The 14,830-nt window shown below is 65.5% G+C and carries 14 protein-coding genes; 4 read left to right on the forward strand and 10 right to left on the reverse strand.

The window, feature by feature from the left end; all coding sequences use genetic code 11:
* Positions 1-8 precede the first annotated feature (8 nt).
* The 5 genes from ACX1NL_RS10840 to ACX1NL_RS10860 all read right to left on the reverse strand — a co-directional run bounded on the left by ACX1NL_RS10840 (position 9) and on the right by ACX1NL_RS10860 (position 5,943).
* The gene (locus ACX1NL_RS10840; RefSeq protein WP_458898158.1) at positions 9-1,820 is read right to left on the reverse strand and encodes a hypothetical protein; all 1,812 of its coding nucleotides are present in this window, start codon (positions 1,818-1,820) and stop codon (positions 9-11) included.
* A gap of 25 nt (positions 1,821-1,845) precedes the next feature.
* A complete protein-coding gene (locus tag ACX1NL_RS10845) occupies positions 1,846-2,841 on the reverse strand; it encodes a decaprenyl-phosphate phosphoribosyltransferase (RefSeq protein ID WP_458898159.1) in 996 nt (331 codons plus the stop codon).
* Entirely contained in the window at positions 2,841-3,341 is a 501-nt protein-coding gene (locus ACX1NL_RS10850) for a phosphatase PAP2 family protein (protein ID WP_458898160.1), read from the reverse strand. Before ACX1NL_RS10850 ends, ACX1NL_RS10845 begins: the two co-directional genes overlap by 1 nt.
* Positions 3,331-5,280 carry a glycosyltransferase gene (locus ACX1NL_RS10855; protein WP_458898161.1) on the reverse strand — a complete coding sequence of 650 codons (1,950 nt, stop codon included), beginning with the start codon at positions 5,278-5,280 and terminating at the stop codon, positions 3,331-3,333. The genes ACX1NL_RS10850 and ACX1NL_RS10855 overlap by 11 nt, the downstream gene beginning before the upstream one ends.
* Positions 5,281-5,367: 87 nt before the next feature.
* Entirely contained in the window at positions 5,368-5,943 is a 576-nt protein-coding gene (locus tag ACX1NL_RS10860; protein WP_311389099.1) for a TetR/AcrR family transcriptional regulator, read from the reverse strand.
* 73 nt (positions 5,944-6,016) lie between these two features.
* Here ACX1NL_RS10860 and ACX1NL_RS10865 point away from each other — a divergent pair, with 73 nt between their 5' ends.
* The 4 genes from ACX1NL_RS10865 (at position 6,017) to ACX1NL_RS10880 (ending at position 9,796) form a co-directional block, all read left to right on the forward strand.
* On the forward strand, positions 6,017-6,706 hold the full coding sequence (locus tag ACX1NL_RS10865) for a GAP family protein (protein ID WP_458898162.1): 690 nt from the start codon (positions 6,017-6,019) through the stop codon (positions 6,704-6,706).
* Between the two features lie 125 nt (positions 6,707-6,831).
* A complete protein-coding gene (locus ACX1NL_RS10870) occupies positions 6,832-8,370 on the forward strand; it encodes a SulP family inorganic anion transporter (protein ID WP_458898163.1) in 1,539 nt (512 codons plus the stop codon).
* A gap of 27 nt (positions 8,371-8,397) precedes the next feature.
* On the forward strand, positions 8,398-8,736 hold the full coding sequence (locus ACX1NL_RS10875; protein ID WP_458898164.1) for a hypothetical protein: 339 nt from the start codon (positions 8,398-8,400) through the stop codon (positions 8,734-8,736).
* 112 nt (positions 8,737-8,848) lie between these two features.
* Positions 8,849-9,796, forward strand: coding sequence for an ABC transporter substrate-binding protein (locus ACX1NL_RS10880; RefSeq protein ID WP_458898165.1), 948 nt, complete (start codon positions 8,849-8,851; stop codon positions 9,794-9,796).
* Between the two features lie 6 nt (positions 9,797-9,802).
* Here ACX1NL_RS10880 and ACX1NL_RS10885 read toward each other — a convergent pair whose 3' ends face one another.
* The 5 genes from ACX1NL_RS10885 to ACX1NL_RS10905 all read right to left on the reverse strand — a co-directional run bounded on the left by ACX1NL_RS10885 (position 9,803) and on the right by ACX1NL_RS10905 (position 14,826).
* A complete protein-coding gene (locus tag ACX1NL_RS10885) occupies positions 9,803-10,570 on the reverse strand; it encodes an ABC transporter ATP-binding protein (RefSeq protein WP_448237279.1) in 768 nt (255 codons plus the stop codon).
* Positions 10,570-11,568, reverse strand: a complete 999-nt coding sequence (locus ACX1NL_RS10890; protein ID WP_311389093.1) for a FecCD family ABC transporter permease — start codon at positions 11,566-11,568, stop codon at positions 10,570-10,572. Before ACX1NL_RS10890 ends, ACX1NL_RS10885 begins: the two co-directional genes overlap by 1 nt.
* Complete coding sequence (locus tag ACX1NL_RS10895) at positions 11,565-12,584, reverse strand: FecCD family ABC transporter permease (RefSeq protein WP_311389092.1); 1,020 nt, start codon at positions 12,582-12,584, stop codon at positions 11,565-11,567. The genes ACX1NL_RS10890 and ACX1NL_RS10895 overlap by 4 nt, the downstream gene beginning before the upstream one ends.
* A 6-nt stretch (positions 12,585-12,590) precedes the next feature.
* Positions 12,591-13,493, reverse strand: a complete 903-nt coding sequence (locus ACX1NL_RS10900; RefSeq protein WP_269951900.1) for a siderophore-interacting protein — start codon at positions 13,491-13,493, stop codon at positions 12,591-12,593.
* A 112-nt stretch (positions 13,494-13,605) separates the two neighbouring features.
* On the reverse strand, positions 13,606-14,826 hold the full coding sequence (locus ACX1NL_RS10905) for an ATP-binding protein (protein ID WP_311389091.1): 1,221 nt from the start codon (positions 14,824-14,826) through the stop codon (positions 13,606-13,608).
* Positions 14,827-14,830: the final 4 nt, after the last annotated feature.

The raw sequence follows: 14,830 nt of genomic DNA on the forward strand, positions 1-14,830 counted from the left end.
GTGACCCGCTATTCCCCGGTGTGCGCTTGCACCGGCCAGGCGATCTGTGCGCCCTCCATCCCTGGGTTCGCCCCGTGCCGGATCGCGCGGCGGGTGTCGGCGTCGATGTAGAGGCCGGGGTCGCTGGAAAGCTGCAGCGTGCGGCCGTCGGTAAGCGAATAGCGCACGTTTTTCCAGAACCGCTCCCAGCTCATGGGTTCGCGCGAGGTGGCCAGCAGTTCGGCGATTTCGGGGCTGCGCAGCGCCGCGCGCGCCTGTTTCGCGCGCATGGAGCTGATAAACGGCGGGAGCCCGTCCAGGTAGGTGTCGGTGTCGGCGGCTTGCCAGGCGGGGTCGAGGAATTTGTCGTGGCCGACGCGGCCTTCCGGGTCACGCGGCATGCGCGCGGCGATGGGGGTGGCCAGGCCGACGGTGTCCAGGATGCGCACGTCGAGCGGCGCGTTCATACTGGTCATGCCCAGGTTGATCAGGTACGCCGTCAGCGGCAGGTTGCTTAAGTCCGACTCCGCGTCTTCGCGGTCGCGGTAGTACCAGCTGTACATCTCTGGGTCGGCGGAGACGTAGGCGAGGTTGAGCTGCGCGGCGTCTGCGGCGATGCCTTTGTCCAGCGCGTCTTCCCAGTTCTGCATGAGCTTGGAGCCGAGGAAGTCTTCGGCGTAGCGCGGCGGATCGGTCAGCTCGCGGCCGACGGCGAGCGTCCAGAACTCGCGCTCGTCCACGATGCCGAGTTCCTTTTCGCCGGTCTGGTACGCCTCCCAGTCGATGGGGTGGGCGCGCACGATGGTCACGCCCGCCCACACGGCCACGGCGGTCGCCAAAGCAATGCTGACGCGCGTAATCGGCACGGCCATCGCGGGCAGCAGCAGCGCGAACAGCGGCAGCAGCCACATGCGCCCGTGCATGAAGTCGCCGCCGACACGCAGCACGTAGAGGATGTGGGCGAGCGCGCAGCCGGTGACAAGCAAAACAATTGCTAATCGACGTCCTCCGGTCCCCCGCATCATCCACCCCACCAACGCCGCGGTGGCCAGCACGGGCAGCCAGAGCCAGTAGTAGCCCACAAAGTCGGCGAAGTACTCGAACCCGCGCGCCCACTCGGCGCCGGAGGCGGACTTGGCCACGGCGGTGTGCGGGGTGAGCAGGCCGTAGTAGCCCATGCGGAAGAGCTGGTAGGCGGCCGGCACGGGCAGCGCCGCGGCGAGGATGCCGGGGGTTTTGCGTGGGGAGAACCAGATGAGCAGGATGCCGGTTACGCCGCCGTAGAGCGCGAGCTCGGGGCGCACCAGCCAGGACATGCCGCACCAGAAGGCGAGGAAGTACCCGGCCTCCGGCGCGCGGCGGCGCACAGGTTCGGCCCACGCGACCAGCGCGGCCCACCACCCGGCGATCCACAAAAGCGACAGGCCCCACTCCAGCCCGGAGGTGGCGAAGTCGCGCGCCGGCGGCAGCGCCAGGTAGATCACGATGCCCAGGGGCACAACGGGGCCCACCTTGCCCCAGAACCGGCCCGAGGCGAAGGTGGCCAGCGCGGCCGCTGCCACGGTGAAGATCAGCGCGAGCCACATGGCCACGTCCTCAAGTCGCGCACCGGTGAGCCAGCCAAACGCGGTGATCAGGTACTGCCACAGCGTGGAGGTGTTGGCTTCGACGCGCTCGCCGGCGTTGAACACGGGCCCGTTGCCGGCCAGCAGGTTGCGCACGGTGCGCAGGACGATCAGCCCGTCGTCGGACATCCAGCGGCGGGTCCATCCGCCCCAGAACGCGAAGATGCCCGCGACTACGGCTGCGGCGAGCGCGGAGAGGCGGGCGTTCTTTGTCATTGCGACGATGTTAGTGGGTCAAGGCCTACCAGCCTAAGTTCGGCACAACGTAGACTGCCATGGCGATGCAGAACAGCCACGCCAAGGCGAGCAGCTGCAGGACGCGGTCCTCCAGGGCGATCTCGTCCGGCGCGCCGCCCTGGCCGCCGTCGACCACGGAGGCGTAGCGCAGGATCGCGATGACGAACGGCACCATGGACACCTGGTACCAGATGGCGGCGGTGCCCTCGACGGAGTTGGACAGCTGGAAGCCCCACAGCGCGTACGACATGACCACCGCGGTGGCGGACAGCGTCCACACGAACCGCAGGTAGGTCTCGGTGTAGCCCTGCAGCGAGCGGCGGATTTCCGCGCCGGTTTCCTTGACCAGCAACAGCTCGGCGTAGCGCTTGCCGGACGCCATGAACAGCGACCCGAACGCCGCCACCAGCAGGAACCACTGGGACAGGTCGATGCCCGCTGCTACGCCGCCTGCCATGGTGCGCAGCATGAAACCGGAGGACACCAGGGCAATGTCGATCACCGGGATGTGCTTCCAGCCGAAGCAGTAGCCCAGCTGCAGCGCGATGTAGATGCCGATGACCCAGGCCAGCGACGTGCCGTCGGTAGCCAGAAGCGAAAGCCCAAGCGCCAGCGCGATGAGCACCGCCGCCATGACGTACGCCAGGTTGATCGGCAGCATGCCGGAGGCGATCGGGCGGAACCGCTTGGTCGGGTGGCGGCGGTCGGATTCGACGTCGCGCGCGTCGTTGATCAGGTAAATCGAGGACGCGCCGAAGCAGAACACCACGAACGCCAGCAGGATGTCCACGGCGGTGCGAGAGTTGAAGGCATCCGCGCCGGCGGCCAGGGGCGCGGCCAGCACGAGAACGTTTTTCACCCACTGCTTGGGCCGCAGGCCCTTGATCATCGCGTCCGGGAGGTTCTTCGGCGGCGCCTTCTTCATCACCTGGTCAACGCCGGAGGTGTGCGGCTCCGACTTGATCAGGGGCTCGTCCACAGGTTCACGGGTGTTTGCCACTAGATCCTCTTCTCAGCCTCGATTGCCACCTTCGCCGTCGCCGCGCCAAGGGCGGCACCCGCGAGGGTGTCGGTTGGGTAATGCACGCCGAGCACGTTACGCGACAGCATCATCACCGGCACGAGCAGCCACGGCCACTTTTTGCCGGTGATGTCCGCCAGGTGCGCGGCGGCGGCGCCGGTGTTCGCGGCGTGCGAGGACGGAAAGCTCAGCTGCGAGGGCGTTTTCACGCCGATTTTCACGCGCGGGTCGTTCGGCCGCGGGCGTCGCACGATGCGCTTGAGCACCACGGTCGCGGCGTGCGCGGCGAAGGTGCCCACTCCGAGCGCCAGCCACTTGGAGCGATTTTGCTTATCGACGGCTCCGCCAACCCCCGCCACCGCCAGCCAACCGAGGTCGTGCTCGCCGAAGTAGCTCAAGCCCCGGGCGGCCTTCGCGGTTTGCGGGGTGTACAGCTGGTCCTGGATGGCGACGAGCAGGTCTACCTCTTTATTGCGCATCGAAGATCTTCCCCCAGTTCTCGTGGCTGGTTAGCTCGCCGCGCGCGTCGCGGTAGGTGCGCTTGAGCTCCGGCCAGCGTTCCTTGATCTGCTCGCGGAGTTCCTTCTGCTCTGCCACGAGGTCGTCGGCAAGCTTCTTGTCGCGCTTGCGGAACGCCACGCCGGTGCCGCCGGCGGTGGACACGGTCGCCGAGTCCACGCGGGCGAGGGTGTACCAGCGCGCCTCCTCGGCGGTGAGGTTGAGCTGCGGCGCGTCCCAGTGCGCGCGGTCTTCGTCCTTGCGCAGGTGCATCAGCGCCTTGACGGCCCACGGGATCTTCTTGATCTTGGCCAGGCGCCCGCCGACCTTGTTGGTGGGCACGCCCGGCGCGCCGGTGGGCGCGGGCAGGTCGGTCGCGGACGGCAGCACCTGCGCGTCGGAGTACTCCTTGCGGATGCCCTGAATCCGCGGCAGCGAGGATTCGAGGATGTCGAAGAGCTGGTCCGGGCCGGCGAGGAAGTCGCGCATCGCCTCGTTTTGGATGGCGATGGTGGAGTACTCCATGCAGAAGTAGTGCTTCGCGGTGGATTTCTGCATGTTCTTCAGCATCGCCTCCGGGTTGTCGGGGCCGTAGATGCTGGCCACGATGAGGCGGTTGCGCATGTGGAAGTACGCCTGCCAGTCAATCGCGTCGTCCTTGTCCGCCCACGCCATGTGCCAGATGGCCACGCCGGGCCAGGTGACCGTCGGGAAGCCCGCTTCTTTGGCGCGCAGCGCGTATTCGTTGTCGTCCCACTTGATAAACAGCGGCAGCGGCAGCCCCATCTTCTCCGCCACAACGCGCGGGAAGAGGTTCATCCACCAGCCGTTGTAGTCCACGTCGATGCGGCGGTGCAGCGGGCGCGAGGTGGTCTTCTTCGGATCCAGGTCCTCTTCGTCCGTGCCCACGTAGCCGAGCGGGTACTTGGCAAAGTCGTGGTCGTAGACGGCGTGCTTGGCGGCGGAGAACATGAAGATCTCCGGGTCCACCGTTTCACCCGTGGTGCGCAGCTGGCTCCGGTCCTGCAGGTTGAGCATCTGCCCGCCTACCAGGATCGGCTGTGCTGCGTAGCGCGCGGCCTGCACGGCGCGGACGATGGAGTCCGGCTCGATGGCGATATCGTCGTCCATGTACAGGATGAACGGCGCATCGGTGTGGTTCAGCGCCTCGTACATGATGCGGGAGTAGCCGCCGGAGCCGCCCAGGTTGCCCTGCTGGAAAATCTCCAGCTTGCCGTTCAAGTTCTTCTCGGCTTCGGCGAAGTCCGGCTCGTCCGCCGGGTGCTGGTTGCCCTGGTCCGGCATGAGCACGTTGCTGATGCAGGCTTCCACGTACGGGTCCTCCGCCAGCGCGTGCAGCGCGTTGACCGCGTCGCGGGGGCGGTTGAACGTGGGGATGCCCACGGCCACCTGCTTGGGCTGGGGCGGGACCACGGTGCCGTCGTCAAGCACCTGCTCCTTGGGCTCCTGCGGGGAGCACCAGGCGGCGTTTTCGATGCGCGTGTCGTCCTCGGCGGTGACGTCGAACCACAGCCAGCCGCCGTCCTCGAAGTTGCTGAGTTTCAGCGGGACCTCGATGCGGCCGGTTGCCTCGACGTTGGTGACGCTCACGCGCGTGCCGTCGTGCTTGGACCGGTAGACGGAGATGGTCGCGCGGCCTTCGACTTCCATAGCCAGGACCACGGTGTCCAGCTGCGACCAGCGGCGCCAATAGCTCGCCGGGAACGCGTTGAAGTACGTCTCGAAGCTGACCTCGTTGCCCGCGGGGACCTCGAAGCTCGTGCGGTCGGACCAGCGCAGACGCTGCTTGTTGTGCTCCTGCTCGATCAGGTACAGCATGCGCACGTCGTGCGGCTCGCCCTTCTTCGGCATGAGGACGCGCTGCAGCGTGTCCACGGCGAGGGTCTTGCTCGTCTCCACAGCTCTCACTTTCTGTTGTGGGCAGTTGGAGCCAAGCGTAATCGCTCCAAAGGTGATTCCTTGGTGTGGCTCGCGGTTCGGTGCGGGCTAGCTGGAGAAGAGGAGGCGCAGGCCCTCGCGGAGGTCGGCCACGATTCGGTCGGCCTCAGATTCGGGAACCCGCAGGTTGTCCAGCGTGAGGCCGTTGATCAGCGCGGTCACGAGGCGTGCCTTTGGCTTTGCGTCCTCCTCCTCGCCGCCGAGCGCAGCGACAACGCTGCTCTGAAAATCTTCAAGCACCTCGGTATAGAGCTTCGCAATCCAGTCCCGGGTTGCAGAGGCGGAGCCGTACGTGACCCAGATCGCGGCATCTTCGGAACGCACCCCTCCGATCGGGAGAAGCTCGGCGAGCCTCGCCACCCAGGTTTCGAGCTCATTTTCCCTTTCAGGCACCGCCGCTACCCGCTCGCTCTGGCGCTGGATGGAGCGGATGAACGCGTGAGCCAGCAGGGTGTCCCTGTTCGGAGCGTGGTACTGCACCGAGCCAGCGGCGAACCCGGATTTCTTCGCCACCTCCCGCACGCTCACGGCATCGAGGCCGCGCGACGCGATGATGCGGATGGTCGCGTCGGCGATGGTCGCGGCCGATTCTGAGAACTGATGGTCCAGGGAAAAGTCATTCATGGTTGCGCACCAGTCTAGATTCTCGTACGTTCGTAAGGCGTAATACGTTCGTACGAGAGAATCGGAGCGTCCCATGGGTTCAGTCATCGCAGTCGTTGGCTTGGCGCTGCTCGACAGCCTGAGCTTGGGCACCCTTGTCATCCCCCTTGCGCTTATCGTCCACTGGCGCGCCGTCCGCGTTCCCGCACTGACCGCGTATTTGACCACTGTCGCGGCGGTCTACTTCCTCCTCGGGCTCGGGATGCTTCTCGGGTTCGCTGGCCTGGGCTCGGCCGCCGAACGGATCACGCAGACCGATGCCTTTCCATGGATCACGTTGATACTGGGAGCGGCCCTCGCGCTCTTCGGCATCTTCGCCCCCAACCCCAAGAAGCCCGAACCCGGGCAGTTGCCGAAACGCGCAGCCGGAGCCACAAGCAGTGTGCCGAGCATGGTCGCCCTGGGCCTCGGCGCATCTCTCACCGAGGCGGCGACAATGCTGCCGTACATCGCAGCGATGGGCATCATCGGCAGCTGGGGAATCCCCTCCGTGGCCAAGGCCGGGGCCGTGGGTGTCTACTGCCTCGTCATGATCTTGCCGACAGTCATCCTCGCCACCGTGGCACTGCTCTTCGGCCAGAAGTTCTTCCCGCGGCTCGAGCGCCTCATCCCCCGCCTCGAGTACGAGGCAAAAGTGACGCTTCTCTGGATCGCCGCCATCGTCGGTATCTACATGGTGGCGAACAGCGTGGCGACGATCCGCGGCGACCTCCCCGCCTCGTAATGAGGTCTGTTTTCGCGCGGCGGTTGCATTGGCGCTTGATGCGCAGGACCGATACGGTAGCTACGTTTTCACGCCCTCACCTGCCCGAGGGTGCAGTTTCCCGCGCATTCAGAACGGTAAAGTCTATGGCTTTCGCTCACACCGAGATTTCTCACGAACTGCCCGCTCCGACGGGGGTTGTAGAGTCCTTCCGCTACGCATTTTCGTCGCCTACTCGCCTGCGTAAGGAGGTGCTGGCGGGCCTCACCGTCGGGTTGGCGCTCATCCCCGAGGCCATCGCGTTTTCAATCCTCGCCGGCGTTGATCCGGCGCTCGGGCTGTTCGCCTCGGTGATCATGGCCATCACCATCGCCTTTACCGGCGGGCGCCCCGCGATGATCTCGGCCGCCACGGGTGCGGTCGCCCTGGTCATCGCCCCGGTGGCCCGCGAGTACGGGGTGGATTACTTCATCGCAACCGTCTTGCTGGCGGGCGTGCTGCAGATCGTGCTCGCGGCGCTCGGGGTGGCCAAGCTGCAGCGCTTCATCCCGCGGTCGGTGATGACCGGCTTCGTCAACGCGCTGGGTATTTTGATCTTCACCGCGCAGCTGGAGCATCTTATCGACGTACCAAAGGTCGTCTACGTCCTCGTCGCAGCTGGCATCGCGATCATGATCGGGTGGCCGAAGCTTACGGGCGCTATCCCCGCCCCGTTGATCACCATCGTCGTCATCAGTGCTGTCGTGGGGTTTGCCGGATTCCGCGTACCCACCGTGTCGGATATGGGTCAGCTGCCGGATTCCCTGCCGCGCCTGTTCGTCCCGGACGTGCCGCTGACGCTGGAGACGCTTCAGATTATCGCGCCGTATTCCCTTGCCATGGCAATCGTGGGCCTGCTGGAGTCGTTGATGACGGCCAAGCTTGTCGACGACATCACCGACACCCACTCCGACAAAACCCGCGAATCCTGGGGACAAGGCGTGGCGAACATCGCCTCCGGCATCTTCGGCGGCATGGGCGGCTGCGCCATGATCGGACAGACCATGATCAACGTCCGCGAATCTGGGGCGCGCACCCGCCTGTCGACGCTGCTGGCCGGCGTATTCCTCCTCGCATTCATCCTGCTACTCGGCGACGTGGTGGGCCAGATCCCGATGGCGGCACTCGTGGCCATCATGATCATGGTGTCCGTGGGCACCATCGACTGGCACTCGGTACACCCGCGCACTCTGAAATTCATGCCGCTGTCGGAGACCGTGGTGATGTTGGTGACCGTCGTAGCAACGCTTGCCACCAGCAACCTCGCAGTCGGGGTGGTGCTCGGCGTGATCACCGCGATGATCACCTTCGCCCGCCGCGTCGCACACCTCGCCTCCGTCGAGCAGGTTTCCGCCGAGGACACCACCAACGACGGGCAGGTGGACACCCGCACCTACCGCATCCACGGCCAGCTGTTCTGGGCCTCCAGCAACGACCTGGTCTACGCGTTCGACTACACCGACCCGGCAGAGAACATCGTGCTCGATTTGAGCGCGGCCGAGGTGTGGGACGCCTCCACCGTGGCCACGTTGGACTCCGTCACCCGCAAGTTCGAGGAACGAGGCAAGACCGTCACCATCGTCGGCCTCGACGGGCCAAGCAAGGACCGCCTGGACCGCCTGTCCGGAAAACTCAACAGCCAATAGCGGCGCTTCTCCCGTAGGCTGCGAATCATGCAGTTCAAGGGATACAACGACGACGGTCTCCCCCACGACCCCGCAGGTGGACCACGCAACAGCTCCGGTTCGCCAGCGCGCAACTACGCCATCGGCGCAGCCTGCATCGTGGTGGCCGTGCTCTCGTTCGCATTCCTCACCGGCTCCACCGCCGTGTTCATCGGCGTCGCAGGCGCGGTGACCGGGGCGGTGTTTCTGGTGATGGGGATCCAGGGCAGCGGCGCCCGGCAGCCAGAGGCGCTCGAGCGGGAAAACTTCGGCACCCAGGACCCGGGCGCAGACTACGACTGGGACGGCAACTTCCGCCGCGAGTTCGGCGACGGTCAGCACCGCTAAAGCCCGCGACACCTAGGTGTTGCCCGGTGGCGGCGGCGTACCCTAAGCTAATCGCGTTAGCTTAGGCACACCTAACTCAGGGTGCTTTCGTTCCAGACCGAAAGGGCGAACCTTGAAACGCACTTCCCCACTGTCGCTCCAGCGGCTGACAGCTACCTTCGCTGCGGCTGCGCTGCTGCTCACCGGCTGCTCCAGCGAGTCCGCAGACTCCGACCAGCACTCCGACGCGGCGGGGTCGAACGACCGTATTGTCACGCTGGGGCTTGGCGACGTGGACACCGTCCTCGCGCTGGGGGAGCAACCAGTCGGCTACGCCACCTGGGAGGCAGAGGGCTCCGGCGATCCGTCCGGCCTCGGACCGTGGGCGAAAGACAAGCTCACCGCCGAGCCGAACCCGATCCGCAACACCACCACCGAGTTCAGCACCGACACCGCTGAGCAGGTCGCAGCTCTCGATCCGACCAAGATCATCGCGGTCAACAGCGGTTTCGACAGCGACAAGCAGGCCCTGTTGCAGCAGATTGCGCCGGCGACCTTCCATTCCGACCAACATGAAGACTGGCAGGTGCCGTGGGACGAGCAGATCAAGGAGATCGCGGCGGCTTTAGGCCAGGAAGCGGAGGGCGACAAGCTCATCGCAGAATCCGAGCAGGCTTTCGCGGACTTCCGGCAGGCGCATCCGGAGCTGCAGGGCAAGACCGCGGTCATCGGGATGCCTTACGACGGCAAGCTCGGCGTGTACACGGCAGGCGACGGCCGCGGCTCCTTCATTGAAAAGCTCGGGTTTACCATTCCGGACAAGTTTAACGGTGACGGATCCAGCTTCTTCATCGATTGGTCCCCCGAGAACTACTCCGACCTCAATGACGTGGACTACGTGTTCATCCTGGACTACTACGACGCGATCGACGCGCTGAAAAACGATGCCTCGTTTGCGAACCTCGACGTGAACACGCGCGGGGGCGTGCACTGGCTGGACACCGACACCGCCAACGCGATGAGCATGCCCAACCCGCTGACCATCCCGTACGCGATCACACAGATTGACCAGGAGCTCTAGAGCGCGCTAGCGGGGCACGATCAGCGGCCCTCCTGCCACCGGGTCCTCGGCGACCACGGCGGGCAGAGAGAATACGTCGGCAAGCAACTGCTCCGACACAACCTCGGCGGGCGTGCCCGCCGCTTGCACCTCGCCGCCTTTCATCACGACCAACTGGTCGGAAAAACGCGCCGCGAGGTTCAAATCGTGCAGCACCATGACCACGGTGCGCCCCATGTCATCGGCAAGACGGCGAATAAGTGCAAGTAGCTCGACGGAGTGGGAAAGGTCCAGATACGTGGTCGGCTCGTCCAAAAGCACGAGCGGGGTGTCTTGGGCGAGCACCATCGCGATCCACGCGCGCTGCCGCTGCCCGCCCGAGAGCCGCTCGAGCGGGCGCTCCGCAAACTCGGCCACCTGGGTCAGCTCCATCACCTCGTCCACCATCGCGCTGTCTTTCTCCGAGGTCTGGCGCAGCCACGTCTGGTGCGGGTGGCGCCCGCGTCCGACCAGGTCACGCACTGTCAGCCCGTCCGGCGCTACGGGGGTTTGCGGCAGCACCGCGAGCGTGCGGGCGATCTCGCGGCGTTTCATCTCCGCGGTGTTTCGGCCGTTCAGGACCACCTCGCCGCGCTCACGCGGGATCAGGCCAGCAACCGCGCGCAACAACGTTGATTTACCGCAGCCGTTCGGCCCGACGATGGTTGTGACGCCGCCGCGTGGGACGTCGAGGGCGAGCCCGTCGATAATCTTTGCCGCACCGTAGCTGACGGTGAGATCACGCACGTGAAGCATTACAAGGTCACCTTTCTGGTCGCGCGCATCAGCGCGTAGAGCAAAGCCGCCCCGCCGAACGCTGACGTGGCCACGCCTACCGGCAAATCTCCCGGCACAACAGTGCGCACCGCGAGGTCCGCACCGGCGACGATCAGCGCGCCGGCAATCATGGCGGTGCCAAGTGGGGGCGTGGGGGCATTTGCTAATCGACGGCCCACGTGCGGCGCCACAAACGCCACAAAAGCAATCGGACCGGAAGCCGCCACCGCCGTCGATGTCAACGCCACGGCAAGCACCATGAGCACAAGCTGGGTGCGGCGCGGATCGACGCCCAGCCCCGCAGCGGTGTCGTCCCCGAGAGAGAGGGCTTCGAGCTGGAATGACGCCCAGCGCAGCAGCGGTACAACCAGCGCAAGCGCCACCAACACAGCGGCGGCGTCGCCCCAACCCGATGATCCGACCGAGCCTGTCACCCACGCCTGGGCTTTGCCCACATCGCGGTAGTCGGCGCGGACGAGGAGGAACGAGTTGTACGCCACCGCCAGGGCGTTGAGGATGATGCCGGCGAAAATGAGCTGAAACGATCCCAGGCCGCCGGCGCGGCTAAGCCACCACATCGCCAAGGAGACCGCTAGCCCGCCGACAAACGCGCTCAGCGGCACCCCGAGCGCGCTGAGCAGCGCCCCGGTACCGCCACCCGCGAGCAGCGCTGTAAGTGCGAACGCCGACGCACCTGAAACAACGCCCAGGATGTCTGGGCTGGCCAACGGGTTACGAGTGATCGTCTGAAAGATCGCGCCCGCGAATCCGAGCGCGGCCCCCACCGCCAGCGCCGTGGCAACACGCGGCAGGCGCCACTCGACGACCACGGTGCGGGCCATGCCGGTGGACTGTCCGGTCAGGGCGGCGAGGACGTCGTGAAGCCCAAGCCCGAATTCACCCACCATGATGCCTCCGAGCGCGACGGCGAGCCCACACGCCGCGAGCACGACATTGACTGCGAACGTGCGGGTCACAGCTTCGCCCCCTTCCGCAGCAGGTACAGGGCGAACGGGGCGCCGACGAAAGCAAGGGTGATGCCAACTTGCAGCTCACCGGGGCGGGCGATGACTCGGCCGGCGACATCCGCGAAGAGCAGCAGCGTCGCACCGGCAAGCGCCGAGCACGGCAGCACCAGCCGGTAATCCGGCCCGGTCAGGGAGCGGACGATATGCGGCACGACCAAGCCGACAAACCCGATCGGGCCCGCCCCCGCCACAGCTGCACCGGCAAGCAGGGCGACCAGCAGGATCCCCACCGCGCGTGCAGCCGCGACGTTGACGCCGAGGGAGTGCGCGACGTCATCACCCAGGTTCAGCATGTTCACCCGGTTCGCCGTGGCGAACGCGGCGACTAGGCCGACCAGTACGACCGGGGCGACGGCGGCGACGATGTGCATGTCCCGGCCTGCGACGGAGCCCGCCGTCCAAAACCGCATGTCATTGAGACTTTGCGTGCTGGTGAGCACGATGCCGCTGGTCAGCGCGGAACACACCGCCCCGAGCGCGGACCCGCCGAGTACCACCGTGATCGGGGTGGATCCGCGGCTTCGCGCGCTCAGTGCGAAGACGAGCGCTACCGCCATTGTCGCGCCGAGGAAACCGACCCCCACCGCGACCAGCACCGGTAGTGAGCCGAACACGGCGGTTGCCGCAGCCACCGCAAGCGCCGCCCCCGGGGCGATGCCCAGCAGGTTTGTGTCGGCCAGCGGGTTGCGCGTGTGCCCCTGGAGCAGAGCTCCCGCTGTGCCAAGCGCCGAGCCAGCGAGCAGGCCGAGCAGCGTGCGTGGAACCCGCAGTTGGGCAACCACTTGCGCCTCCTCGCTGACCTGCCCAGATTCGGTGTGGAACGCGAGGGCAAGCCCGTCACGCACAGCGCTGATGCTTTCTGACACGCCCATCTGCCGCGCGCCGACGGCGAGCGAGAGCAACACCGCGGCGACAGCCGAAATCCCGAGCGCAATGGCGAATCCCGCGTGTCTAGTCGCACTCATGGCCTGTCACCGCCAATACCCCATGAACGAGATGTGCTCGCGCGGCAACCCCGCCTCCTTAACCAACAGGCGGCGCATCGCTTTCACCGAAGTGTTCTTGCCGGCGATCCAGTAGTAGGTGTGTCCGGACGCGCCCGCCCCACTGTTGATGGGTTCCCCGCTTCCCGAATACGTCGGGGTTTCCCAGACATTGTCTCGCTGGAGGCCACCGTCGTTATCGGGCTCATCGGTGGTGGGAGCTGCTGGGCCCCACAACGGCTCAATGTCCTGTTTAAGCTGCGCGTAGAGCTTGTCCCCATGCCCGACTTCGGGCTCGGTGCGGAAGTGCCAGCGGACATCAACGTGGGCAGGCGCATCGATTTGAAGGCTGTTGCCCGCCGGCACCTCAATGTCAGCGGAACCGGCGAGGTCTTCGGGCCAGTCCTCCAGCACTCGGGAAATCGCCGGAAGAGCCGTTTCATCGCCGTACAGTCGAGCAGCCGCGGCAGCGCCGGGAGCGAATTCGATGCCGACGCCGGTCGCGTCATCGCGGGTCGGCCCGATGATCCACAGCGCCTGCCCGGGCAGCGCGCTTTCTGCCCACGCGGAGGCCGGCCCAGCGTTGTGGCCGTGCAGCACGAAATCCACATCGAGTTCGTCCGGGTCACCGTCGTTGCGCCGGAGGGCGCGAATGGAGTAGGTGCGGAGATGCCCGCGCGTGTGTTCCGGCATGGCGCGCCAGAGGTCCCACCACCCCTCGGCCGGCAAATCAACAAGCCCTGCCGCCGACGGGATGATGAGCTTGATCCGCAGATCCATGATGGGCACAGCGGGGCCCATTGCGTCGACACCAGTGAACGTCACACGTTGAAAATTCGGTGCGATGCGCTCGCTGCGAACGACTGTTGCAAGGAAGGGCCGGAAACTCACCGCACGGACTATATAGGATTGCCTAACTTAACAAAAGTGCGGGGCTTGTCGATCAGCAAAGGTTCTTACTGCTGCCACACAAATGGGCCACTCCTCCGAAACTAGCATTTAGCTACGGCCCCAGAGCCCCAATAGGAATTACTGCCACACCGTCGTTGCGGCGTAGCGCGGGGCCTCCCGAGGTGATCACCACCAAGGCTGGGTCGTCACTAAGGTGCCCTGCGAACCGCTTGAGTGTGTCGGCCGCATGCTCAATCACCTCTGGGGTGTAGCCCAGTTTCACTTCGACTAGCACGTCCCGGCCGCCGACGTTCGCGACCGCGTCAACCTCCAGCTTCGTGTTAAGCCGGGCGTGGTACACCGTTCTGCCCGTGAGCGCACGTAGTTCGTGCACAACGAGTGACTCAAAAAGTTGGCCGAAATAAGCCGGATCCCGAAGTAGATGCTCCGGCCCTCGATCCAGCGCTGCCATAGCAAAAGAGGGGTCAGCGAGATGGCGCTTCGGCGCTTTCCTCAGCGTCGCTTTAGAGCGCAGGTGCGTGAACCACGCAGGCTGGTCCACAGAGACGAAGATGCTCGCGAGAGCATCGAGATAGTCCCGGGTTGTTTCCCGCGAGGTATCGGCATCGGTCGCGATGGTTTGCAGCTCGAGCTCGGTACCCACGCCACGAGCTAACGAACGGATCATCCGCCTCACCCGCTCTGAATCACGATTCACTCTGCCAGGGGCGTGGACATCCACGGCCGCAACGGTTTGTACGTAGTCCCGGACGTTTTCAAGCGCATCTTCAAATGGGAGACCAACGTTGTAAGGAAGGCCACCCCGGCACACTCGTTCCGCCAGCTGCGGCAGTGTTAACGCTGGTGCCGAAAACGGCAACGGGTCCCCTGCAACTGCCGCGGCAAGCGAAACCGACCCATCCGATTCTCCGGTTTCAAAAAGGGTCATCGTCGACATCGTCATTCGTGCGAACCGGCCGGCACCCGAGTGGCTCGTCGTGTCCGCCCCTGGGGCCGTGGAACCGGTGAAGATGAACTGCCCCTTCGCCTGACGCTCGTCAATGGCGTGCCGCGCGAAATCCCACAGTCTCGGCTGCAACTGCCATTCGTCGATGAGGCGCGGCGTGGCACCTTCGAGCAGCAGCCGCGGGTCATTATCCATAGCGAGAGTGACGCCAGGGTCCGTTTCTACGTTAAGAAAACTCGCAGCTTGCTGTTTTGCCGTCTCAGTTTTCCCGCAGCCTTTCGGCCCCTGAATAAGGACACCGCCCTGCCTGCGGAGCGATCGCTCTAATTCAGCATCCGCCAGTCGTGGAATATACCCATTTTCCATACCG

The organism is Corynebacterium sp. CQ3829_602738 (assembly GCF_054478435.1).